The sequence below is a fragment of the Priestia sp. BR_2 genome (assembly GCF_041954005.1).
In the GTDB taxonomy this organism is placed as follows: Bacteria; Bacillota; Bacilli; order Paenibacillales; family Paenibacillaceae; genus Paenibacillus_AQ; species Paenibacillus_AQ lautus_A.
Genome location: NZ_JAVFHM010000289.1, coordinates 26560 through 48569, shown reverse-complemented (window position 1 = coordinate 48569; position 22010 = coordinate 26560). Strand labels below are relative to the sequence as shown.

General features: G+C 46.8%; 24 protein-coding genes and 1 tRNA gene. 2 read left to right on the top strand and 23 right to left on the bottom strand.

Going from position 1 to position 22010, the window contains the following annotated elements; translation table 11 throughout:
• Positions 1 to 10: 10 nt before the first annotated feature.
• The 14 genes from RB298_RS23095 to rpsF form a co-directional block, all read right to left on the bottom strand.
• Positions 11 to 937, bottom strand: coding sequence for a DUF2232 domain-containing protein (locus RB298_RS23095; RefSeq protein ID WP_228468818.1), 927 nt, complete (start codon positions 935 to 937; stop codon positions 11 to 13).
• Positions 934 to 1236 (bottom strand): MazG-like family protein, encoded by a 303-nt coding sequence (locus RB298_RS23090; RefSeq protein WP_175320760.1) that lies wholly within the window; start codon positions 1234 to 1236, stop codon positions 934 to 936. Before RB298_RS23090 ends, RB298_RS23095 begins: the two co-directional genes overlap by 4 nt.
• A gap of 261 nt (positions 1237 to 1497) precedes the next feature.
• Positions 1498 to 1932: a CBS domain-containing protein gene (locus RB298_RS23085; protein WP_009591456.1), complete on the bottom strand. Its 435-nt coding sequence runs from the start codon at positions 1930 to 1932 to the stop codon at positions 1498 to 1500.
• A gap of 232 nt (positions 1933 to 2164) precedes the next feature.
• On the bottom strand, positions 2165 to 3151 hold the full coding sequence (locus tag RB298_RS23080) for an LCP family protein (RefSeq protein WP_486048741.1): 987 nt from the start codon (positions 3149 to 3151) through the stop codon (positions 2165 to 2167).
• 241 nt (positions 3152 to 3392) lie between these two features.
• A complete protein-coding gene (locus tag RB298_RS23075) occupies positions 3393 to 4370 on the bottom strand; it encodes a D-alanyl-D-alanine carboxypeptidase family protein (RefSeq protein ID WP_486048739.1) in 978 nt (325 codons plus the stop codon).
• A gap of 220 nt (positions 4371 to 4590) precedes the next feature.
• Positions 4591 to 5556, bottom strand: coding sequence for an ABC transporter ATP-binding protein (locus RB298_RS23070; RefSeq protein WP_015738111.1), 966 nt, complete (start codon positions 5554 to 5556; stop codon positions 4591 to 4593).
• Positions 5556 to 6530 carry an ABC transporter ATP-binding protein gene (locus RB298_RS23065; protein WP_009591511.1) on the bottom strand — a complete coding sequence of 325 codons (975 nt, stop codon included), beginning with the start codon at positions 6528 to 6530 and terminating at the stop codon, positions 5556 to 5558. Before RB298_RS23065 ends, RB298_RS23070 begins: the two co-directional genes overlap by 1 nt.
• Positions 6531 to 6541: 11 nt before the next feature.
• Positions 6542 to 7465: an oligopeptide ABC transporter permease gene (opp4C, locus tag RB298_RS23060; RefSeq protein ID WP_015738112.1), complete on the bottom strand. Its 924-nt coding sequence runs from the start codon at positions 7463 to 7465 to the stop codon at positions 6542 to 6544.
• Positions 7466 to 7477: 12 nt separating this feature from the next.
• Complete coding sequence (locus RB298_RS23055; protein WP_009591558.1) at positions 7478 to 8440, bottom strand: ABC transporter permease; 963 nt, start codon at positions 8438 to 8440, stop codon at positions 7478 to 7480.
• Between the two features lie 66 nt (positions 8441 to 8506).
• Positions 8507 to 10276, bottom strand: coding sequence for an ABC transporter substrate-binding protein (locus RB298_RS23050; protein ID WP_096777263.1), 1770 nt, complete (start codon positions 10274 to 10276; stop codon positions 8507 to 8509).
• A gap of 730 nt (positions 10277 to 11006) precedes the next feature.
• Positions 11007 to 11681: an SOS response-associated peptidase gene (locus tag RB298_RS23045; RefSeq protein ID WP_096777264.1), complete on the bottom strand. Its 675-nt coding sequence runs from the start codon at positions 11679 to 11681 to the stop codon at positions 11007 to 11009.
• 873 nt (positions 11682 to 12554) lie between these two features.
• A complete protein-coding gene (gene rpsR / locus RB298_RS23040) occupies positions 12555 to 12827 on the bottom strand; it encodes a 30S ribosomal protein S18 (RefSeq protein ID WP_006207333.1) in 273 nt (90 codons plus the stop codon).
• Between the two features lie 21 nt (positions 12828 to 12848).
• The gene (gene ssb / locus RB298_RS23035) at positions 12849 to 13343 is read right to left on the bottom strand and encodes a single-stranded DNA-binding protein (protein WP_015738118.1); all 495 of its coding nucleotides are present in this window, start codon (positions 13341 to 13343) and stop codon (positions 12849 to 12851) included.
• Positions 13344 to 13390: 47 nt separating this feature from the next.
• Positions 13391 to 13675, bottom strand: coding sequence for a 30S ribosomal protein S6 (gene rpsF / locus RB298_RS23030; protein WP_009591503.1), 285 nt, complete (start codon positions 13673 to 13675; stop codon positions 13391 to 13393).
• Between the two features lie 238 nt (positions 13676 to 13913).
• Here rpsF and RB298_RS23025 point away from each other — a divergent pair, with 238 nt between their 5' ends.
• Complete coding sequence (locus tag RB298_RS23025) at positions 13914 to 14108, top strand: YjzC family protein (protein ID WP_015738119.1); 195 nt, start codon at positions 13914 to 13916, stop codon at positions 14106 to 14108.
• Between the two features lie 574 nt (positions 14109 to 14682).
• Here RB298_RS23025 and RB298_RS23020 read toward each other — a convergent pair.
• The 4 genes from RB298_RS23020 to RB298_RS23005 form a co-directional block, all read right to left on the bottom strand.
• A tRNA-Ser gene (locus tag RB298_RS23020) sits at positions 14683 to 14773 on the bottom strand.
• Between the two features lie 132 nt (positions 14774 to 14905).
• Positions 14906 to 15127, bottom strand: coding sequence for a DUF951 domain-containing protein (locus RB298_RS23015; protein WP_090909575.1), 222 nt, complete (start codon positions 15125 to 15127; stop codon positions 14906 to 14908).
• 65 nt (positions 15128 to 15192) lie between these two features.
• Positions 15193 to 16095 carry a mechanosensitive ion channel family protein gene (locus RB298_RS23010; RefSeq protein WP_486048734.1) on the bottom strand — a complete coding sequence of 301 codons (903 nt, stop codon included), beginning with the start codon at positions 16093 to 16095 and terminating at the stop codon, positions 15193 to 15195.
• Between the two features lie 15 nt (positions 16096 to 16110).
• On the bottom strand, positions 16111 to 16365 hold the full coding sequence (locus RB298_RS23005) for a putative Se/S carrier protein (RefSeq protein WP_096777266.1): 255 nt from the start codon (positions 16363 to 16365) through the stop codon (positions 16111 to 16113).
• Between the two features lie 262 nt (positions 16366 to 16627).
• Here RB298_RS23005 and yyaC point away from each other — a divergent pair, with 262 nt between their 5' ends.
• Positions 16628 to 17233 carry a spore protease YyaC gene (yyaC, locus tag RB298_RS23000; RefSeq protein WP_486048732.1) on the top strand — a complete coding sequence of 202 codons (606 nt, stop codon included), beginning with the start codon at positions 16628 to 16630 and terminating at the stop codon, positions 17231 to 17233.
• Here the strand turns inward: yyaC and RB298_RS22995 are convergent.
• The 5 genes from RB298_RS22995 to noc form a co-directional block, all read right to left on the bottom strand.
• Complete coding sequence (locus RB298_RS22995; RefSeq protein ID WP_486048730.1) at positions 17190 to 17708, bottom strand: DUF4446 family protein; 519 nt, start codon at positions 17706 to 17708, stop codon at positions 17190 to 17192. The two genes, yyaC and RB298_RS22995, sit on opposite strands and share 44 nt — an antisense overlap.
• A 38-nt stretch (positions 17709 to 17746) precedes the next feature.
• Positions 17747 to 18895: an aminotransferase class V-fold PLP-dependent enzyme gene (locus RB298_RS22990; RefSeq protein ID WP_486048729.1), complete on the bottom strand. Its 1149-nt coding sequence runs from the start codon at positions 18893 to 18895 to the stop codon at positions 17747 to 17749.
• A 211-nt stretch (positions 18896 to 19106) separates the two neighbouring features.
• Complete coding sequence (locus RB298_RS22985; protein WP_009591559.1) at positions 19107 to 19946, bottom strand: ParB/RepB/Spo0J family partition protein; 840 nt, start codon at positions 19944 to 19946, stop codon at positions 19107 to 19109.
• Positions 19939 to 20700 (bottom strand): ParA family protein, encoded by a 762-nt coding sequence (locus RB298_RS22980; RefSeq protein ID WP_009591460.1) that lies wholly within the window; start codon positions 20698 to 20700, stop codon positions 19939 to 19941. The genes RB298_RS22985 and RB298_RS22980 overlap by 8 nt, the downstream gene beginning before the upstream one ends.
• Before the next feature lie 265 nt (positions 20701 to 20965).
• A complete protein-coding gene (gene noc, locus RB298_RS22975; RefSeq protein WP_009591452.1) occupies positions 20966 to 21784 on the bottom strand; it encodes a nucleoid occlusion protein in 819 nt (272 codons plus the stop codon).
• Positions 21785 to 22010: the final 226 nt, after the last annotated feature.

Below are 22010 nucleotides of genomic sequence, written 5' to 3'. Positions count from 1 at the left end.
ACTCATCACCCTATCTTTTGTTTTTACTAAATGCCTGACGAAGTGGGAACGCCAGATCCAGGATTCCGATAATCATTGCCGGCGGGAACAGAACAATCGGTATGGCCGTCAAAAGCGGCGCGATGGGATGCCACTTCCGCTCGTGTGCCAGATAATAGAAGAAGCTTAGCGCTTGAATCATGAAGCAGATCTGCAGCAACGGCGTAGCGTTGGCTACTATCATCTTCATGAAGGTATTGTCCGAATTGACGGTTGCTATGTTGATGAAGAAAATGAGCAGGTAGTACCAGATCAGGGAACGCGGAAGCATCCATTCTCTGGCCGGCTTCAGCCGCGGCACGGATAAGCCCATGCTGTTGAGGGTGGGCCGTGCCAAAGCATGAGTGACCACCGTCATAAGGAACGAGCTGATAATCATCGCGAACGGAACCAAACGCATCGTTTGATCTTTAATGAGTTGTGTATCGAGTTCGGTGCCAAGGAACTGGCCGCCCAGGCCGCCTTCAACACCCATCTCGGTGAGCGGAGCGGTCGTCATCTTTACGATCTCATCCACATATTCCGACAGATTCAATTGGAAGAAGGCCGTGCTGATCATCAGCAGGACAAGCAGTTCCACCAGCATGACGGCCATGCCATACTTCAACACCTGCATGGCTGCCTTCCGTTTCCGGTATAAATACCCCATCACGATCCCCGGAATCGCAAAATAGATCGCAAGCAGTAAATAAATGGGATGAATCAGAAGAGCAATCAGCCACACCGGCACCACATGCATGATAAATGATTTTGTATTCAAAGCCGTAAACAGAATCGCAACCGGCAGAACCAGCAAGAAAGCCGTTACGATCGAAAAGGGTGTGAGTAGTGACAGCAGCAGCAGCAAATATACAACGCTCCATACCGCCGTAGTCCAGCGCAATTTCAATATGTTCACCTCTTACGCAAATGTTCTTCGAGCGCGGAAATATCCTGGTACCAATCCTCCAGCTGATGTCCTTCCTGCTTATGCTTTTTCAATTTCTCCAACAAGAGATCGTCCAAATCCCGATAGGTCAAGCCGAGCCTTCGGCCCAGTATGTAGGAGCTCATCATCAGGCTTGCCAAACTGTCTCCAACCTTTGTAGTGCTGCCTTCCCATAGAGCTTTGAATAACCGGGATACATGATCAATTACTTCGGTTTTAAGCCATTCAATCACTTTGGCGCGTTTCGCTACATCCAAGTCCTTCGGCATATTCGGCATATCCATCTCTCCCTGAAAACAGCTTTATTCTCCATTATAGCATAAAAAAAAGCCGCCCACACAAAGGCCCCGGGGCACCCTGTCCAACCTTAGTCCCCATGGCGGAGATAACTTACCTTCTCTTTGTACTCCAAATGGCCACCGGTTATTCCCACTGCAAGCCGGCTGCAGCCCCGTCTCTATAGAAATAGGACGTGTTACCCACGGTGTCCCCGTGGTCCCACGCCCTTTGTTGTTTGCGTTCCTACATGATTATGTTGCCCCTTGGGATTCCATCGTCTCCTTGGAAACAAAGCGTTCACAGTACTCGATGATAAGGCTTCTGCGGACAATCCCGATAAATCGGTTCATGTCGTCCACCACCGGCACAAAGTTCTGTACCTTGGCCAAATTAATCAGATCCTCCATCCGGGCATCAATCGATACCGGCTTGATATCCATACGGAACGGAACATCCTTCAGCAAAAATTTCGAAGCGTTCTCAAAAGTGATTTTGCCTTCCGAGTTCTTCATATGCCATAATAGATCGCCTTCGGTTACGGTGCCTGCGTATTGCCCGTTCTTATCCAGCACGGGCACCGCCGTGTACCGGTGAAACTCCATCCGTTCCAGCGTCTGCCTGAGCGTGGAGTCCAGCGTTAAACAAATCACTTCCTGCTTCGGTAATAGAAAAAAAGCGATATTCATAATGCATTATCCTCCTTATGACTCCAACCTCATGGAGTCATGTTAAGTAACCTTCCTGATCCAAAAGCTTGGTATGCAGGTTACTCCTTCCCCTATCCATACTCATACATACGTTAACTCCGTCGTTTCGATTCCCTTGTATAGGGCACAAAATCAGCAGCCAGGCAATCCGGACTGCTGATTGAGATGAAGCAACGTACTATGACATCATCCGGATGTACCGGTGTTTATGTTATTGCAATTTCTGTTTCTCTGCATCTTTAGGCTGCAGCAGCTGGTCTGCCGGCGTATCCGGGTTCATCCAGTTGTCGATTAGGTCGCGGGCTTCCTGCACGTCCTCCATGTCGGCATCATTATAATAGATGCCGTTAATTTTCATGCCTTCTCCCATGATCGTATAGCTGGTCATATCCACTTTGCCCCCGGTCAGCATCTGCTTCGCCAGGTCGATAATGAATTTAGGCTGCATATCGGTCTGGAAATTATCTCCCATAATCTCGATCAGTTCAGGCACCTTGCCGATCTGATCCAGCTTCATGACCCGCTTAGCCGATACATCCAAAAATACCTGCTGTCTCTTCGCCCGATTAAAGTCGCTATCTTCACGATAACGGACATAATTCAAGGCTTCCTCGCCATTGTAAATCGGTTTGTTGGCTTCAATCGTGAACTTCTCATGATCCCTGCCTTTGTTGACGATATCCTTGCGGATCGGCAGCTCAACGCCGCCAAGGGCGTCAACGACATCCTTCAATCCTTGAAAATTAATGGAGGCATAATAATCAAGTTCCTCATCGAAAAATGCTTCCATCGTATCTTTCGCCATTTGATGACCGCCATATGCAAACGCATGGTTGATCTTGTCTTTCTTGTCCTTGCCGATAATATCGACGTACGTATCCCGCGGTACCGAGATTAGGAGCACTTTGGACTCCATGGGACGTACAACCGCATAGATCAACGTGTCCGAACGGGCCGGCTCGTCTTCCCGTTGGTCGCTGCCCAGCAGCATGACCGAGAACGGCTTGCTCTGGAGTACGACCGGTTCAGGCGTCTTGTCGCTCTGGAGCGGCTTATACGATTTCTGTAACGATTCCTCTACGTCCTTTGCCATAAACAGATCAAATGCCACGACCGCAAGCTGCGTTCTGAACAGAAATGCGGAAGAGCCCAGCAATATGACAACAGCGAGCGTAATATATAATGATTTCCTCTTCATGAGTTCAATTCCTTCTTTATTATAAAATAAAATAATGGATAAGTCAGGTCGTTAAAGGCCTTTGCTTGCACCCTAAGCTGCTTGGCTCACCCTCCTCTCTTATTAAACGGGAACTCCTCCCGTTGACTCACTTCATACTAGTAGGCCAGTTGCAACACATCATCTATTGTAAACCAGAATATTGTCAAATGTGAACCCTTCACGGGCAGTTCTATAAATCTACCAAATCCTCATTGATCCGTTAAACCGGCCTGTTCTCATGCTGAAGAGCGGCTGCGGTTCCCGAATATTGGAACCAGTCGTCCAGCCGCTCTCTCCACGTCAAGGTCTTGGAAAATCCGTAATCGAACAGCTTTCGCGTCTCTTCAAACCTTGCTTCTTTGGATTCGGTACCCATGACAACGGCAATAAGCCGGCTGCCTTGCTTCTCGGCTGTTCCCGTAAAGCAGTACCCTGCATTCGCCGTGTACCCTGCTTTTAATCCATCGGTGCCTTCGTAGGAATAAGGGCCGCCAAGCGAGGGCAGCATCCAATTGGTGTTGCTCAAATATAAATTGCGTCCGCTTATCTTCGTCTGCGTTTTGCTGGAAGTGCTTAGAATATCCGGATGGCTTCTAATGAGATGCGCGGCTAGTTTAGCCGTATCTTCTGCGGTCATTACCGTTTCTCCATCCGAGGACCAGGCGTGACCATTGGCATTGGCAGTGCCCTGCTCGACGCCTGATGCGTTCACGAAACGGGTCGCGCTGGATAAGCCAATCTCTTTGGCCTTGGCATTCATCTTCCGAACGAACGCTTCCTCGGAGCCCGCAAAATGCTCGGCAAGCGCCACGGACGCATCATTGGCGGAATAAACCGTTATGCTCTGGAACAATTCGCGAACCGTCAAAATTTCGCCGGACTTCAAAGCGATTTTAACGCCTCTGACGTCGCTTGCCGTATCGCTTATCTTGACTTCATCGTCCCAGGATCTCCTCCCGGTCTTAATATCATCCAGAATGACCAATTCGGTCATCAGCTTGGACATGCTAGCAGGCGGTAACGGTACGTCGCCATTCTCGCTGAGCAAAATACGCCCGGTGTTTAAATCCATTAAGACGACGGCTCGCGCGTCGACCTTCGGTTTAAACCCCGCTCGTTCTATATTTACTATGACAACCGCCCCTATGGGGACGATAATTAGCAACATCATGACCAGCCAAAGCCACCGTTTTTTCATAGAATTAGCCCTCCATAGTTATAGACGGTTGAAAGAGGCATTTGGTCTGCTTTTTTTTTGAATTTTCTGTTTAGAAATTTTTGTAAATGAAACGAATGTGTCAGGAAACCGAAAAAGACCTCCAACCGTCCGCAGACGATAGGAAGTCCTTCTATGAATCTGTAAATCTTCTAATCATCACGCTGATTGCTGTCAGAAAACCTGAATATGAAGAGTCCTATTAAGCGTAGTGACAAGCAACAAAGTGATCATTTCCTACATTGCGGTATTCCGGCACTTGCTGTTTGCACAGGTCTGAAGCCAGCGGGCAGCGCGTGTGGAATTTGCAGCCTGAAGGCGGGTTCGCCGGGCTTGGAATGTCGCCTTTCAGTACGATCCGGTCGCGCTTCAACGTTGGGTCCGGTACCGGCACGGCAGACAGCAAAGCTTTCGTATAAGGATGCAGCGGGTTGCGGAACAGCTCTTCCTTGCTTGCCAATTCTACCATCGATCCCAGATACATTACCCCAATTCGGTTGCACAAATGCTCTACAACACTGAGATCATGAGAAATGAACAAGTAAGTTAGCTGCTTCTCGCGCTGCAAATCACTTAACAAGTTGATGATTTGTGCTTGAATCGATACATCCAGTGCAGATACCGGCTCATCCGCGACGATAAAGTCGGGATTCAGTATCAACGCGCGTGCAATCCCGATCCGTTGACGTTGTCCGCCGGAGAATTCATGCGGATACCGATCGTAATGATAGGCGGCAAGGCCGCAAATTTCCAGCGTTTCAATCACGCGGTCTTTAAGTTCCTTACGATTAACCAACCCATGGTCAATGAGTGCTTCGCCGATGGCTTCGCCCACTTTGATTCTTGGATTCAGCGAGCTGAATGGATCCTGGAATACGATCTGCATCTTCGGACGCAAGGCACGCATTTTCTCCTTGGACAAGGAATGGATGTCGGTACCATTAAAGATGACTTTGCCTTCCGTTTTTTCCAGCAATCGAAGAATGGTTCGTCCAATGGTGCTCTTGCCGCAGCCCGATTCACCTACGAGCCCGAAGGATTCGCCTTTGTTGATGGTAAAGCTGACTCCGTCAACGGCCCTTACATTGCCCACGGTTCGTTGAAATACGCCGCCGGTGATGGGAAAGTATTTCTTCAAACCGTCTATTTCGATCAGTGCTTGACTCATTAGGCTTTCCCCTCCTCTTCATACAGCCAGCAAGCGACCTTATGGCCGTTAGGATCCGTACCGAGCGGAGGCGTTTTCTCCTTGCAGATCTGCATGCAGAATTCGCAGCGATCATGGAAATGACAGTTGTCTCCAAGATCTACCGGGTTAGGCACTTGTCCCGGAATCGAATACAGACGTTCTTGCGTCTGATTAATGACCGGCTTCGCCTTCAGAAGACCTTTGGTATATGGATGCTTCGGTTGTTTGAACAGCTCGATGACCGGTGCTTCTTCTATGACTTTGCCTGCGTACATAACAACAACATAATCCGCCATCTCGGCAACAACGCCTAGGTCATGCGTAATAAGCATAATCGAAGTGTTGAGTTTACCCTTAATGTCACGCATCAAATCCAAAATCTGGGCCTGAATCGTTACGTCAAGAGCGGTTGTAGGCTCATCCGCGATCAGCAGCTTCGGATTACAGCTAAGGGCAATCGCGATCATGATCCGTTGGCGCATACCGCCGCTGAGCTCATGCGGATAAGAGTCGAAAATCTTCTCCGCACGCGGGATTCCAACCAAATTAATCAGATCGATGGCGCGTTGTTTTGCTTCTTTACGGTTAACGAGCTGATGAAGCAGGATCGGCTCCACAATCTGCTCCCCGATCGTTAATACCGGGTTGAGCGAGGTCATGGGTTCCTGGAAGATCATGGCGATATCGTTGCCGCGAATCAAGCTCATCTCGCGCTTGCTCATCTTCAGCAGATCCTTGCCTTCATACAGGATTTCTCCCCCCACCGGAGGTGTATCGATCAAACGCATAAGAGACATGGCTGTTACGCTCTTACCACAGCCCGACTCACCCACCACGCACAGTGTTTCACCTTCACGGATTTTGAAGCTAACATCGTCGACGGCTTTCACGGTGCCTGCGGAGGTTTGAAAATGCGTTTTTAAATTGCGGAATTCTACTAATTCTTTTGCCATATTCGCATCTCCTACTTCTTCATTTTCGGGTCAAGTGCGTCGCGAAGCCCGTCACCGATCAAGTTGATTGCAACTACGGTAACAAGAATACACATGCCTGGCGGTATCCACAGCCACGGCCGCTTACGGAAATCAATCAAACTGTTTGCGGCCGAGATCATGTTCCCCCAAGAAGGTGTTGGCGGAACGACCCCAACTCCCAAGAAGCTTAACGCCGATTCGTAAATAATGGCTCCGGCTACGCCAAGCGTTGCGGATACGATAATAATCGGAATTGTATTCGGCAGCAGATGGCGGAAAATTTTGCGTCGGTCTTTAAGTCCCAGCGCTTCCGTTGCCTGCATAAACTCTTGTTCACGTAGCGTCAATATTTGTCCGCGTACAAGGCGGGAAATTCCACTCCAGCCTAAGATACCTATAATCAACATCAAGAAATAGATTCGCTCAGAAGGATCAACCTTTAAGTCTGACAGCACCGCGCCCAAAATGATCAGGATCGGGAGCGTCGGAATCGCCATAAATATATCGGCAATACGCATAATCAGAGTATCGACCCATTTTCGATAGAACCCGGCCAGCGCGCCAAGCGTCGCCCCCACGATGACCGAGATGCCCGTTGCGACAAGGCCGACCGTCAGGGAAATCCGGCCTGCAAGCATCATACGCAGAAGAACATCGCGGCCGAGCTTATCCGTGCCTAGCCAATATTTGGAGCTTGGAGGCAAGTTTTTATCTTTTACACTGTAGTCATACAGTGAATATGGCGAGAACAATGGACCAATAAAACACAGCAAAAACATAAATACGATTATGATAAGTCCGATGACAGCGAGACGGTTTCTGGAAAAACGGCGAATAGCGATCCGCCACGGGGAATCCGGCTGCTTCTTCGGTACTGGTAGATTCGTTTTTAATGGTGCAGCCTCTGCGGACAAATGAATCTCCTCCTACTTTAAGCGAATTCTTGGATCTGCAGTTCCATACAGAACGTCAGACAACAGGTTGCCCAGAAGTGTCAGTACGGATATGAACACCGTGAAACCAAGCATGAACGGATAGTCCCGCATATTGATCGATTCCAGATAAACTTGACCGACCCCTGGCCAAATGAAAATTTTCTCCATGATGATGGCGCCGCCAAACAAAGCTGGCAGCTCAAAGCCCATCAGGGTGATCGCAGGAAGCATGGCATTACGCAGAGCATGCTTGAAAATTACCGTACGTTCCTTCAACCCCTTAGCACGAGCCGTCCGGATGTAATCCTGACGAATAACCTCCAGCATGCTTGTACGGAAATACCGCGTCAAGCTGCCTGTGCTAAGCATCGTGAGTACCGTAACCGGCAAGAACATATGCCAAGCGATATCAACCAATTGTTCCCACGTATTTCCATTCATTCCGGATGTCTTCATACCGCCAACCGGGAACCACCCTAGATCCAACGCCAAAAATTTGATGAGAAGAAGTCCGATGAAGAAAGAGGGCAGTGACATACATAAAAAGATTAATAGCGTAATGATTTTATCGAATAAAGAATACTGGAATTTAGCCGAGAAAACGCCGGCAAAAATAGCAATAATCCAACTCAATATCAAACTGAAAATAGCGATGAAAAAGGAGTTCCATACATAATTGCCCATAACGGTTGTAACAGGTTGTTTGTGCACAAGGGAATCTCCGAGATTACCCTTCAGCATATTGCCGACCCATGTAAGATAACGCTCTACTGGCGGCTTATCTAAACCATAAATTTCCCGAAGCTGAGCTGCCTTCTCAGCAGTCATCGTCGGGTTATTCACTGCAGTGATATAGTCACCTGGAACCAATGCTGATATTGCAAATATGATAATCGAAATCCCGATCATTGTCGGGATAATCTGCAGCAGCCTCCGGATAATGTACTGCTTCATAATATTCCTCCCGGCTTATAAGTGGATATGCCCAGCTCTTGCGAGCTGAGCATATGTTTCCTGCTGTTATTGTTGAATTTCGGCTTTATAGAGATCGATGGTGAAGTCTTTGTATGGAGTGATGTCCATGCCGTTGATTCTGCTGTTAATACCCCACATATCGCGTCTTTGATAGATCAAGAGATCCGGAACGTTTTTGTTCAGCACTTGATATGCTTCAGCGTAAGCTGCTTTACGTTCTTCAAGATCAAACGCGTTCAGACCTTTTTTCATAGCTGCATCGTAATCTGGATTGGAGAAGCCGATATCGTTCTGCTGTCCATCTGTAATGTAAACCGTGGAATCCGGATCCGGAGTCAAGCCCCAAGCTGCGAAGAACATTTCGAACTCGCCTTTGTCCTTCTTATCCATGATAGCGTTGAAATCCAACGTTTCAGCAGTCAATTTGATGCCAAGTTCTTGGTAGTTTTGCGTCATAACCGGAATCAGAGCATCGATTACCGGGTTGTCGGCTGTTGCAGAGAAATGAATTTCGAATTTCTTGCCGTCTTTTTCGCGAGTACCGTCTGCGCCGGCTACCCAACCTGCTTCATCAAGAAGCTGCTTCGCTTTTTCCATGTCGAACTCGTACGGCTCAATGCCTTCGTCCGTGTAAGCCCAGGAAACGCTGGATTGTGGAATATTCAATACGTTCGCATAAGGACCGTAGATGATTTCTACTACTTCTGCACGGTTCAAACCGTACATCAATGCTTGACGAACCTTAACGTCTTGGAATTTAGGATCATTGTGGTTCATGGCAACATATCCGTAACCGTTGGTTGGGAAGATGTTGACGTCCAGGAAGCCCATGCCTTTCAATTCTTCTACGTTGTCTTCGTTAACGGTAACCATGTCCATATCGATTTCGCCGGATTGGAACATAGCCAATCTGGTTTCTTCAGTTGTAGTCTTGTAAATAACGTTCTTGATTTTCGGTGCGCCCAGGAAGTAGTTAGCGTTAGCTTCGAGTACTACCTCTTGACCTGGGGAGTAGCTCTTCAATACATATTGACCGCTTCCGATTGGTTTAGCGTGCAGATCTTTCATGTACTCCAGGTTGCCTTGCTTGTAACCTTTGCCATAGTAGGCTTCTGGTGCAAAAGCAACCGTACCGAGGTTATCCTTGGTCATTGCATTTGCTTCGGTAACTTCGATTTCAATGGTATTGTCGTCGATGACTTTAATACCGGAGATATCGGTAGCTTTGCCTTCGTTGTACTCTTTACCGCCTTTGATATGAACGGACAACAGATCGGATTGGCCGTCATAGCTGGAATCATGGTAAACTTTCATTGCAAAAGCATAGTCTTTTACAGTAACAGGAGTGCCGTCGGAATACGTCACGCCTGGCTTCAATTTGAACGTGTACTTCAATTTATCCTCGGAAACTTCTACGCTTTCCGCCAAACGGTTCTGGTACGTTCCGTCGCCTTGAACTGCGAAGAAAGAATCAAAGATAGCGTCTACGACATATTTGTCATAAGCAGTCTGCCAGTAGAACGGGTTAAATACCCCTTTAGGTGCAGTCATACCGACAACAAGCGTGTCTTTACGATTCAATGCAGTTGCTGGATTCAAAGATGGGTCTTCAGCTTCAAAATAGCCTTGGCTTTCGTCACCAGATTCAGCTGGCGGTTCTGTAGTTTCTTCGCCATCGCCTTCAGCTGGTGGAGTTTGCTCCGTTTGATCCCCTTGACTTGGTGGCTGTTCTGCTGTTCCTCCGCCTCCGCAAGCTGCTAATACCGTGATGGCCAGAAGCATGATTGCCAGCAGGAGTGACATTCTTTTCTTCATGCGAATCCTCCTCTTAAAAAATGTTGTTGCAATATAAATTATCAGGACGAATATTGAAATCATCCTTAAATAATTTCGGTACTGAACGTTACGTTCTCTAGGATGTCATTGCATGATGTGAAATAACTTGAAAGTTTTACAGAAAATATACCATTGGTCAATTAGTGCCAAAGTCTCTAGCAATATCTTCTTGCCTATAAAATTAATGTTATGATACGTGTAAATTTAGGTAACGTCAATTACTTTTTTTCATATTTCTCAAAAATCATGTTTTTATCGTCGTTTTCGAGGTTAATAATTAAGTTTATCTCCGTTGTATATCCTTAGTTTACTGAAAATGTATGTAATATCAAGATTTATTTACAATTTATAACTATAATCGCTTTCGATTTTGTTGAAATGATGTAATGTTATATTACAAATAATTTGAATTCAGAGTTAAAACCTTGATTAAAAGTGCTAAAAGTTAAGTTTTATGTTAAATTATATCACACAACCCTAGTCTATCTCTGCTCAATCTAAATAAAGCCCATTTTTATGTAATATTTCATCCTAACCGTATGCTTCAATTCCGTATTAGGTGACGCCTGTTTGAAGGTATTGCCTTTCATGGTTTCGTCCCTCTACTGCATTAAAGCCTAAAAAAAAGCAATCCGGGGGCATCTTCCGGATTGCTTTCATGTTCTGTTTTATGTCAGATAAATCAACCTCGTTCTTTCATACTTACGAACTACAGGTTCTTCACCCAAGCAAGCTTCAAATCCATTTCTTCAATGCACTGCTGATGATCATGCGTATCGTCGGCCACTAAAGGCGTTACCGGATATATGCGCATCTGTCCGCGGTAAGTATGGAGCAGCGGATGAACCGCATGCCTTCCCTGGATTTCCGGGTCCAGCCACTTGGCCATATTTTCTTCTGACAAGATTGCCGGCATCCGTGTTTCGAACTCCGATATCGCTTCATTAGCATCCGTCATCAGAACTGTGCAGGTTCTCATTTCATTTCCTCTGGCATCCCGCCATGTCTCGTATAGGCCCGCCATACCGAATATTTCATTATCTCCGATCACGGTCCGTACGGCATAACTCCGTTTGCCGACCGTCCTCCAGTAATATAGTCCGTTGCAAGGTATAACGCAGCGTCTCGTATCAATCGCTTTGCGATAAGTGGGATTCTGATCAACTGTCGTAATATCGGCGTTGACCGCATCTTTCCCCCAATACGGAACCAAGCCCCACCGATACTCATCGAGTACCCGCTCCCCCTGTTCCTGTACAATGACCGGCATGGTTTGGGTAGGACTAATGTTGTATCGGCTCTTGTAGTAATACATGACCCGATGGATGCCAAAGCGTTGATTCACTTCTTCGAGCCCTGCGGACAGCGAAAATCTTCTGCACATACAACTACCTCCTTTTTCCTTTATCGTTTGGATAATGGAGGAGGAATATGCATAATAAGACTAACATCATGGAGCTTCCACTCTATGTACGCTTGTATCCCTGGAGAGGACATCATCAGATTGAAAAATTTCTGCAATTTTAATGTAATCGCATTATTAAATTTTCCTTACCTCACGGTTCGTGGCCATGTTCGTATACCATGTTTGTACACGATAGACATCAAACTTCATACGAGAATAAGAAATAGGCCCGTACCAATCTCTTTTTTCGATATATGAAAAGGATCGCATTCTATATACTAGACAAATATCATTCCACCCTTCATGCAGAAAGGCTACAGATACCTATATATAATAGAAGGAATTTTTTTAGCCTACTTTGCGATCGGCCTACATTTATGGATTCTTTTATAGCAGGAACATCCATTGTTCTTATCGTTGTATTGCTTACAATAGACACTGTCCTTTCGAAGTAGACATGATTTCAGGGCTTTAAAACTGGAAAGCTTTACACCAGGCTTGTATTTATCGATCGCTGCTACTCTTTAACAATGTACACTCTGAGGAGACACGATTCTTCCGTGAAGACATTATATCCCAACATTTGGTTAAGCCTGTTTGAAACCGAAGTGGTCTGTCCCTGCTCTTGTTTCATATATGATTTAACCTCTGCCACTCAATATGGATGCTTTCACGATTTCGCAATGGACAGCGACGTGGTCTTGCAAGCATCTGCCGACATTGCTTACTCGACGACAGACCGCATATGGCCGAGGTATCCCTTGCGAGATGTTGAAGTAAGCACTTGAGTTTGTACCTAATAAAAAAGCGGCCCAGCCTATGATTAGGCTGAACCGCTTTACACACAAAGGATTACTCCGTTGTGTATGGAAGCAATGCGATTTGACGGGAGCGTTTGATCGCAATCGTCAGGGCACGCTGATATTTAGCGCTAGTACCTGTTACACGACGAGGCAGGATTTTTCCGCGCTCGCTGATGAATTTCTTGAGCAGGTCTGTATCTTTATAGTCAATGTGAGTAATTTTGTTCACAGTGAAGAAACATACTTTACGACGCTTGTTGCGGCCGCCGCGGCGTGCCGGTCTTTTGTCGTTGTCTCCGCCTTCTCTTTGTTTAAAAGCCATGTGTTGTCAGTCCTTTCCGTATTAAAATGGCAAATCATCATCCGAAATATCGATCGGTTTTCCTTCATCGGAAAAAGGATCCTGATTGTTGTTTCGCGAGTAGTTATTGTTCCCACGGTTTCCGCCACCGCTATTGCCGTTGCTTCCTCCGTTAAACGATGATTCCTCACGATTTCCTCCGCCACCGCTTGTTTCACGGTTTGACTCCAAGAAGCGAACATTATCGGCAATGACTTCGGTGACGTATACACGCTTACCTTCGTTATTCTCGTAATTCCGCACTTGAATGCGTCCTTCTACAGCCGTCAGACGGCCTTTGCGCAGATAGTTTGCACAAGTCTCCGCAAGCTGTCTCCAGGTCACGACCGGAATGAAATCCGCTTCGCGCTCCCCGCCTTGTCCGGTAAACGGACGATCAACAGCAAGTGTAAATTGCGTTACAGCAACACCTGAAGGAGTATATCGCAGCTCGGGATCCTTAGTCAGTCGGCCAATCAAAATGACACGGTTCAACAATCCAATCCCCTCCTTAGAACGAAATCAATTACAAAGTTTGGTCCGTATTAAGCAACGTCGTTCGTGATGAGATAACGAATGACTTCGTCAGAAATCTTCATGAGACGCTCAAGCTCAGCTACAACTTCAGGTGTTGCGTTGAAGTTTACCAGAACGTAGACGCCATCACGGAATTTCTTGATCTCATACGCAAGACGGCGTTTACCCATTACGTCATGCTTTGTAATTTCTCCGCCGTTGGAGATGATGCCTTGGAATTTATCGACTGCAGCTTGAACAGCTTCTTGTTCAATGTCAGGACGAATAATGTACATCACTTCATATTTGCGCATATGTTTCACCTCCTTATGGACTTCGGCCCTCAATCGATGTTGAGAGCAAGGAGCGAGTCTAACTCGCACCATAATACTATATCAGAACGGATGATCGGATGCAAGTTTCTTTTCGAAACCAAACATGCCCTCTTCCCTTTATTACCGCGCCTTTCTCTCTTTCCCTGCAATGATTTAAGGTCTGTTGGCGCATGATAATACATGCAGTCCATCCATCATAATGAGGAGGAATTCCATAATGGGAGAACAGACCGAATTTCGTGCAGGCGACAAAGCGCCAAACAACGGCATTTATATGGAAGTTGGCGTTAGAGACCATATTATGGGCATCGAGAACCCGCGTCAAATAAAAATGAGCAAGGGCGACACCTTTCCTGAAACTCAAAATGATGATCGCGTGTGGTTAAACAAGCGTCGGGTGCAGCCTAAGTAACAGCCTGGAATGTTCCAGACGCATGGTATTGTTCAGCGTTCTATTACATCCTGAGCACTGCCCCATGATCGAGCTTTGCCTATATGGGTGTCGTACAAGCAATGAAGGCTGACCATTTACTCTAAATTGCCATTCGATGAAATTAGCATGTATACAAACAGCCCTTTATGCGCACATTATAATCAGGCGGTGCATGAGAGAGGTGTGGTTCCGTTGAACGTTGCAACTGAACAACGCAGAAGGTTTCTGATCGTCGCACGAATTGCAAGCTGAGGAAATGAGCCGAGTGCTTGACCTTTAGGACAAGTGAAGCTGTTGACAAGGTTCGCAGAAGTGCTGATAAAATGATTCCAATTCACAAGCACCGCCTACCCAGAAGGAAGGGCCCATTAGGGCCCTTCTTTTTATGCCCGCTTCCTGATCTGGAGTCATCCTCTCGACAACGAAAAACACCCTCAGCAGGTCATCTGTCCTGCATGAGGGTGTTTTATTCAAAGGCGTCCGAACAGCTTAACGCCTCGGTTTATGTAACAATATCGTCTGCATTCATAACAGCGGAACTTAGAACGATTGGTGGCGGAAAGGGTGGGATTCGAACCCACGCACGCCTTGCGACGCCTAGCTGATTTCGAGTCAGCCCCCTTGGGCCTCTTGGGTACCTTTCCACAGCAAGATTGATTATATCATGGAAACGTTATCTGGTCAATAGCTTGTCTCCACATCTTTTTAGATGCTCGATCAGATTCGCCTTACCGGCTCCATGAACACTGGCTTGGGAAGCTTCCGGGGAGGAAATATTAAGGTGTATCCCCTGCCCCTTCCGATTCCTGCGCCGAACGTAAAACCTTCTTCATATTCTTCTCGAACTTTACACGGGGGATCAATACGCTGTGCTGACACTTCGTGCATTTAATCCGAATATCCATCCCCATGCGAATAATCTCCATCTCATTATTTCCACAAGGATGGGGCTTCTTCATCTGAACGATATCCCCTAACTGAAAAACCTTGCGCTCCATGGTTACCGCTCCCTTTTGTTTCGTCGCTTCATTATCTATTATATAACATCGGATCACCGAATAGATCAACCTTGAGCGCGTTCTTGCCCCAGCTCGCGTGCTTCAATGGCCTGTTTGATATCGGTAAAAATCTGGCGTTCCACGGCTTCCCTGGCATTCGGATTACACTCGGCTACGATGCGCACCACATATTCCGACGTTGTCAAAGACTGGATCCCAAGCACTTCCGGCGTACGCTGCACCTCGGGCCGGCGGTCGATGATTCCCGTAAGTGCCGATTGAATCAATGTGATCGTATCCTTCACCTGCTGATCGTTTTTCACTGGCAGATCCACTATCGCAAGCGAATTGGAAAGAGAGTAGTTCGTAACGCTGGTAATCATCCCGTTCGGAATGATATAGGTTTCCCCGTTCAGACCCCTGACACGCGATGTGCGCAGTCCGATCATTTCGACCGTTCCCCGGTACTCCCCGCTCTTAATCACGTCACCTACGGCGAACTGATCCTCGAATATAATGAAGAATCCGGTAATAACGTCCTTCACCAAACTCTGTGCACCGAAACCGATGGCAAGACCCAGTACACCGGCACCAGCCAACAGCGGTCCTAGCTTGAAGTTGAACTCCGATAGAATAATTAAGATCATGACAAAATTACATACGACGGAGGTTACATTTTTTAACAATTCCCCTACCGTGACAAAGCGTCTTGAGTTCACCTGGATACGGCTCTTCTCCTGCCGGAGCAGAAACTGATCAATCATTTTATACACAACCCGGATCACGAGACGCGTCAGAATAAATATGATGATTACCCGAATACCGGATGACAGAATATTCATCCACATCTCTTCATTCGTTAACCATCCCCAGATCTTATCTTTCAAGCCCTCTGCCTCCTCAGCTATCATTTGCAAGTCTACACCATCTTCTGTAGTCTCCCCAGACAAGTAACCAAAGCCCCTCATCCCTGATGTCCTCCCTTACTCTTCGATGTTGATATACCTCTCGTTGTCATCAAGCGCAAAAATGCCCCGGATCTCCACATGCTCCAACCGGATGATCTCTTGAACATCCTTTAACGCATCAGGGGGGAATTGAATCGATAATGCACAGCCAGCCGTGATCTCTTTCGGCGTAGGGAACAGATCTATTTCGATATCCGCATACTCCAGCAGCATTTCCGCGCGCAGCGCCTGCTGGGTGGAATCGAATGCGATCACCATCGCACCTTCCACTGCCCAATCCTCCTTCATGCTGCCTATCATTTTAGTTATATGTATCTCTAATCATCATGTCCGGCAAACAAGAGTTTTATATAAAACTTTTAAAATAAATCAACATTTCATAGAACTTCTGCGGGTCCATGTCCTATACATATATCCAAAGCACGGCCACCGCTCGAAATGATTAAATCGCATTTTAAGCAAAACGCAAAGTATAAAAACAGTCTTTCATCCATATACTGATACTACCAAATGCAGACGAAAGGAAGATTCTATGAACCGTCTATCTAAAATCACGTCTCGCCCGGAGGCTTCCAGCTTAAAAATACCACACACGGACCCTAATATCCATTCTGCTATTATACATCGCTTGCTCTTTCATCTTTCCGACGCCCGTATTCAGCACCGGCCGCTTGTCATTGTCTGCATCGGCACCGACCGGTCCACCGGTGACTGCTTGGGGCCACTGGTCGGCACATCGCTTGCCCGCTACAACAGTTCACTGTTCCATCTTTACGGGACGCTGGACGAGCCTGTCCACGCCATGAATCTAAAGGATACGCTGAGCGCCATATATGAGAAATTCGATAACCCTTTTGTGATCGGGATTGACGCCTGCTTAGGCCAATCAACCAGCGTAGGCTCCATTCAGATCGCCGATGGCCCTCTTAAGCCTGGAGCCGGCGTACATAAAGAATTACCGCCGGTTGGCGATATCCACGTCACGGGAATCGTCAATGTCGGCGGCTTTATGGAATACTTCGTATTGCAGAACACTCGATTAAGCTTGGTCATGCGGTTATCTGATATTATCGCAACTTGCCTGTTTGCAGGGATCAAAGAGTGGAACCGTTCTTCCCTTCTTGCAGCGCAAGAGTAACGGCCTCCTTTTCTTCCGGAGACAATGGATATTTGGATTGCCCATCCTTCAATGGTTTGGCGTACACATAGGAGCTCTCCCGGTTATGCAGACCGGTCAGAACGATCCCTTCCTCCTCCTCACTCAGGATAGCCAGGGAGAAGCTCATTTCGTTCCCCCGCTCGCCAAATGCATTATATCTGACGATGCCAACTTTGGATTTCATTCCTTTCAAGTTGCCGTTGATGGAATCCAGCATTTTTTGATGACTGGCATGCCCTTCTTCAATTTCATCCATTTGGATTTTCAACTGGACCAGCAGCGATTCGATATCTTCTACCCCGCTGCCTGCCATCATCACATCGTATCTGCGCTTCATCTTGCGCAATTTCGCCCCTTGAACAATTAAGGTTATCCATAAGATCAAGATGATCATGACCATTCCGACGACAAACCAATGAAGCTGCTCCATGATCAATTCATTTAATTCAGACATGCTTTCTTCCTTCCTCTTCTCCATCTTGATCTGTTTGTTTAACTGTGAATTTCCTTGATCGCTTTTCGCATGAATTCGATATCGTCACGGCTCGTAGAAATTCCAACGCTCGCTCTGACTGCACCCGTATGTTCCGTTCCTGAGGCCATATGGGCAAGCGGTGTACAATGATAACCGGCACGCACGGCAATCCCATATTCCCGGTCCAGTCGAAAAGCTATTTCGGACGCGTCGAATTTTTCAGACACAAAAGCCACGATGCCTGTCCGTGCTTTTCCAAGAGTAGGGCCGAGTAAACGAAGGCCTCTTACCTCTTGCAGGCCCTCCATCATATATTGTGTCAATTCCCATTCATGCCGGTAAATATGCTGCGGTGTCCATTCAAGCACCTTCTGCACACCCGCTTGCAATCCCGCATATCCAATCGTATTCGGCGTTCCTGCCTCATATCGATCCGGACGCACCGTCGGCTGTTCAATAGCCTCCGATTGACTGCCGGTACCTCCATGCAGCAATGGTTCCAGATCAATATCAGGCGAGATATACAGCCCCCCTGTTCCTTGTGGCCCCAGAAGCCCTTTATGCCCGGGAAACGCCAGCATACCCACGTGCATCTTCTCCACATGAATTTCCAGCACACCGGCACTCTGGGCTGCATCCACGAGCAGTATAGCCCCTTTCTTCTTCGCCAGTTCTCCTATCTCAACAAGTGGAATAATGGAACCAAGCAGATTGGAACTATGACTGCACACAACAAGCCTAGTATTAGAACGAAAGGCTCCCTCGATTAGTTGCAGATCAAGCTGACCTTCCTCATCAACGGGAACATAGTCAACTTGTATCCCCCGGGTGCGCTTCAAATATTCCAGCGGCCTGCGCACAGAATTATGCTCAATCATGGTCGCAATGACATGATCGCCTTCACGCAAACACCCTTTGATGGCTAAATTAAGCGCTTCGGTCGTATTCGATGTCAACGCAATATCGTTGGGGTTCTTCACCCCAAACAAATCCGCCAGCGTCTTCCGAGTCCCATAAAGGACTCGGGATGCCTTCACCGCCATTCGGTGACTGCCTCGCCCCGGGTTTGCAGCCGCCTCTTCCATGGCCCTCTTCATCGCCTCAAACACTTCAGGAGGCTTGGGCCACGAAGTGGCGGCATGATCCAGATAAACGATCGGGTCCATGATGTTTCCCCTTCATTTTTCCGTAGTATTTTCCCTTTACAATACACATTCAAGCATCTTCAACTTCCGCCGCCAAATGAGGCGCCTCACGTTTAGTTAAATAAAGACATATCTCATTCCCTTTCAGGAACGTCGACATGTCTTTGGTTTTAATCAAACTCACTTTTTAACCAGCCACTCATCAACGGAGCCTTCAGATACCAAACTGCTCTTATTGGAGAAGTTCCAACAACCGCTCCAAATCCTGCTTACTGTAATAATTAAGCTCAATCTTCCCTTTATCCTTATTGTGCTTAATTTTGACGGTCGTTTTAAATCGTTCTCTAAGATCCTCTTCCAGATGATCGATATAAGGATCGCGATTCTTGACCTTAGGCTTCGCTTTATCCGCTGGTTTGCGGTCCAGATTCTTAACCGCTTCCTCCAATTCGCGGACACTCCATTCCTGCTCCACGCATTGTTTCGCCAGCTGTTTAACAAGAATCGGATCCTTAATTCCCACGATCGCTCTAGCATGTCCCATCGACAATGTTCCACGTGAAACATTTTCCTTCACTTCTTCTGGTAACGAAAGCAATCGCAAAAAGTTAGCGATATGGGAACGAGATTTACCGACCTTCAATGACAACTCTTCTTGGGTTAAGGAAAATTGTTCCATAAGCCCTTGATAAGCTACCGCAATCTCCATGGCGTTCAGATTCTCGCGCTGCAAGTTCTCAATGAGGGCAATCTCCATTACTTGTTGGTCACTGAAGGAACGAACCACCGCCGGTATCGTTGCTTTCCCGCAATATTGGGATGCCCGGAATCTTCGCTCCCCGGCAATAATCTCATAGCCCTTCAGCACGCTGCGGACAATAATCGGTTGAATCACACCATGCTGACGGATCGATTCCGCCAGCTCCTGGATTGCCTCATCGTTAAAAGTCTTTCGCGGCTGATACGGATTCGCTCGCAATTGACTGAGCGGAATTTCCACTACCTTGTCATCATCATGAATAGACAAAGATGGAATCAGCGCATCCAGCCCTTTTCCCAAACGTTTACTCATAAGAGATCACTTCCTTTGCCAGCTCCAAGTATACTTCCGCTCCCTTTGAACGGGGATCATACGTAATGATCGACTGCCCATGAGACGGTGCCTCACTCAAACGAATATTTCTCGGGATAATCGTTTTGTACACTTTTTCCTGAAAATACTTCTTCACTTCTTCAATCACCTGAATGCCCAGATTCGTACGCGCATCCAGCATCGTCAGCAATACGCCTTCTATCTTGAGTGATGTATTCAGATGCTTCTGAACGAGGCGAACCGTATTCAGCAGCTGACTCAAACCTTCCAATGCGTAATATTCACATTGAATCGGGATGATAACCGAATCGGCCGCGGTCAATGAATTGATCGTTAAAATGCCAAGCGATGGAGGACAATCAATCAAAATATAATCATACTGGGGTTTGACTAATTGGAGTGATTTCTTCAATCGTACTTCACGAGAAATCGTAGGAACAAGCTCAATCTCGGCGCCAGCCAATTGAATGGTGGCCGGAATGATGTCCAAACCTTCGATATTAGTCCCACAGATGGCGTCCTTCGGGTGTACTTCATTGATGATAATATCGTAAATGCAATTTGCAACATCGGCTTTGTTAATGCCAACCCCACTCGTTGTGTTACCTTGGGGGTCTATATCCACCAAAAGCACCCGTTTGCCTAGCGAAGCCAATCCAGCTCCCAGATTGACGGAAGTCGTCGTTTTGCCGACACCGCCCTTTTGATTTGCTATGGCAATTATCTTTGACACTCATTTCACCTCAATGTAGGAAGACTCTTCTAAGTAGTCGCAATAGATGATATACAGCGAAAGGCTGTATATGTAATATGTGAACGATCCCGTAAAATACGGGATGCCCTGGATATAGCGCTCGATGATAATGAGTAATAATAAAATTACATATTTCTCATCTGCAGCATAAAACCTAATAAGCAAAGATATCGCTGCTGCAGAGAATCTTGATCTCTTGATCAACAGAAAAAGCGGTACGATGCATACCGCTTCACACCATATCTTAACGTTTAGGTATTTTTATAACGATTTCATAGTGATCTTCGTGATCATTCTCCGTTGTTTTGATCGCCATCCCGGAACCGGATACCATATCAATCGATTGACGAATCGTATTCAGGGCCAGGCGAACATCCTTACTATACGATATGCGCTTGGCTTTCTTCATTGTCGTTACTTCTTTATAAAAGGCGATACGTGCTTCCGTCTGTTTCACATTCAGTTCTTTGGTAATGATTTCGTCCAGCACTTTAAGCTGGGTTTCTTCATTATCCAAGGAAAGCAGTGCACGCGCATGACGCTCAGTGACCTTGCGTTCCATCAAAGCCACTTTGGCCGCTTCCGGCAGCTGCAGCAAACGAATCTTGTTTGCAATCGTGGACTGGCTTTTGCCTAGTCGCTGTGCCAAGCTCTCCTGCGTTAATTGGTGAAGATCGATCAACTTCTGGTAAGCTACTGCCTCTTCAATCGAGGTAAGACCTTCACGCTGCAGATTCTCGATTAACGCAATCGAGGCTGCTTGTGAATCGTTGAACTCCCGAACAATGGCCGGAATCGTGTCCAGACCCAGCTTCTTAACCGCACGCCAGCGGCGTTCCCCTGCAATGATCTCATACACGCCATTTCGAACGCGAACGACGATAGGCTGAATAACTCCATGGGTTTTAATCGTCTGAAGCAGCTCATCAATCTTCTCGTCATCAAAAATCGTCCGTGGCTGGTATGGGCTGCTGACAACCTCGTTTACCGGGATTTGTTTCACTTCATCCCCTTGGTTCCGCTCTGCCGCTAAGCCAAACAATCTCGAAAATTGTTCTTTCATTCCGTATATTACCACCTAATTTCATGATAGCACGGATAAGCCTCCGGTTTATCCCGGAATCGGTTAAACGATTGAACAACCACAATGTGAAGCATACACGGATCGTTCCAGCCACCATGTAGAACTAGTCATTTAAGTTGTTACGGTGCTGGAAATCATTGTGATGTCAGGCATTTCCCTGCAAAAACAGATTTCATGCTGATTAGAGAAAAACGTCTGTGTCATA